Below are 2412 nucleotides of genomic sequence, written 5' to 3'. Positions count from 1 at the left end.
CGAAGCATGATCGGTAGCGCCGGGCCATGCCCGGCGAAGCATGATCGGTAGCGCCGGGCCATGCCCGGCGGACACAACAGGAGCTCCACCCGTGCATCGCCCTTTCCGTGCCGTTTGCCCGTTCGCCTCTCTGGCCCTGTTGTGGGTTGCCACTCTCGTATTCCCGGCAGCGGCCGCTCCGTTACAGGCAAGCTGGGAGTTCCGCATGCTGCCGGGCGACGCGCAGGGCGCGGCGCATCCCGGCCTGCAGCAATGGCGCAGCGCGCAGGTGCCGGGCAGCATCCACACCGACCTGCTGGCGCATGAACTGATCCGTGATCCTTACGTCGGCGCCGCCGAGGCCGAGCTGCAGTGGATCGGCCTGGCGGCGTGGGAATACCGTGCACGCTTCGATGTGGACGCCGCGACCCTGGCCAGGCCGAACGCGGAACTGCGCTTTGACGGTCTGGATACCTACGCGGAAGTCACCCTCAACGGCAGGCCGCTGTTGCGCGCCGACAACGCTCACCGCAGCTGGCGCGTGCGCGTGGACGGCCGCCTGAAGGCGACGGGCAACACGCTGCAGATCGTGTTCCGTTCGCCGATCCGCACGCTGCTGCCCGCTGTCCAGGCGATGCCGCACAGGATCGCTGGCAATTATCCATCGCCCTACGGTGACGAGCCGAAGGATGCGATGGTCGGTAATTTCGCGCGCAAGCCGGCCTACCATTTCGGCTGGGACTGGGGTCCGCGCTATGTCACCGCCGGGGTCTGGCGTGGCATCGACCTGGAGTCCTGGGGGGAGCGACGCCTCGGCGATGTGGCCGTACGCACCGACATGCTGGACGCGCAGCAGGCGAAGCTTGCGGTCGTGCTGCAGGTGGAACAGGACGCTGCCGCGGGTACCGCGGCCGTCGATGTGGAGGTGTTCGATCCGGAGATGCGCAGTGTCGCGCGGGTGCAGCGGCACGTTGCAGTGGCCCCGGGAGCGAATACGGTGGAGCTGCCGGTGGCGCTTGCCCAGCCGCGCCGCTGGTGGCCGGTCGGCTACGGGGCACAGGATCGCTACGTGGTGGCGGTCCGCCTGGACGGCGGCGACAGCGAGTCGCTCGCGCGCGAGCAGCGCATCGGCCTGCGCACGGTCGAACTGCGCCGCGACAAGGACGCTGACGGCGGCCAGGGCTTCGCATTCGTGATCAACGGCGTGCCGGTCTTCGCCAAGGGCGCGAACGTGATTCCCTTCGACGCGTTCCCGGCCCATGTGGATTCCGCGCGCGTGCGCCAGGTGCTGACCGCCGCGCGCGACGCCAACATGAACATGCTGCGCAACTGGGGCGGCGGCTACTACGAAGACGATGTGTTCTTCGATATTGCCGATGAACTGGGCCTGCTGGTCTGGCAGGACTTCATGTTCGGCGGCGGCATGCAGCCCGGTTACGACCCGGCATTCCGCGCCAGCGTGGTTGCCGAGGCACGCGACAACGTGCGCCGCCTGCGCCATCACCCCAGCATCGTGTTGTGGTGTGGCAACAACGAAGAGGAAATCGCGTGGAAGGACTGGGGCCATGGCCGCGACCTGAAGGCCGCGGATCCGGCCTTTGCAGCAAAGGTCTGGCAGGGCTATGTGGACCTGTTCGGCAATGACCTTCGCGCGGTGGTCCGCGAAGAAGGGCTGGGGGTGCCGTACTGGTCCAGTTCGCCCAGCAACGACCTCGACGAGAAGGCCAACGACTCCACCCGTGGCGACAAGCACTACTGGCAGGTGTGGGGCAATCCGGCGTTGCCGCTGCAGGCCTATCTGCGCGAGACGCCGCGCTTCATGTCCGAGTACGGCCTGCAGGCGTGGCCGGCCGTGGCTACGGTGGACCAGATCGCAACCCGCGCCGAGCAGCGGATCGACAGCCCGGTGATCCGCGCGCACCAGAAGTTCATGGCGGGCGAGGGCAACAGCCGTCTGCTGCACTATATCGAGCGGGGTTACGGCACACCGAAGGATTTCGGCGACTTCGTGTATCTGAGCCAGGTGATGCAGGCCGATGGCATCGCTCTGGCAGCGCTGCACCATCGCGCCTCACGCCCCTACACGATGGGCTCGCTCTACTGGCAGCTCAATGACGTATGGCCGGGTGCGTCCTGGTCGAGTGTGGACTACTTCGGGCGCTGGAAGGCGCTGCACTACCAGGCGCGGCGCTTCTTCGCTCCCGTTGCGGTGGCGGCGCTGCGTGACGAGGGCACGACACGCGTGCGTCTGCTGAACGATGGCGACGCCGGCGAGGCGCGCTGGCGGCTGCGGGTGATGGATGTCGACGGCAAAGTGCTGCGTCGTCGCGAGCAGGCGGTGACCCTGGCGGCCGCGGGCGTGACGGCGGTCGGCGATTTCAGTGATGCCGAACTGCTGGCGGGTGCCGATCCGAAGCGCACGATTGCGGTGTT

Annotated in this window: 1 protein-coding gene; it reads left to right on the top strand. The window is 67.7% G+C overall.

The annotated features are described in order from the left end of the window. Positions 1–205 precede the first annotated feature (205 nt). On the top strand, positions 206–2412 hold a 2207-nt coding region (locus QMZ25_RS18910), incomplete at its 3' end, for a glycoside hydrolase family 2 TIM barrel-domain containing protein (protein WP_283220124.1).

The sequence above is a fragment of the Stenotrophomonas sp. RS-48 genome (assembly GCF_030053245.1).
Classification (GTDB): Bacteria; Pseudomonadota; Gammaproteobacteria; order Xanthomonadales; family Xanthomonadaceae; genus Stenotrophomonas; species Stenotrophomonas maltophilia_P.
Note: the sequence above shows the minus strand (reverse complement) of the source record. Positions and strands in the feature narration are given on the sequence as shown.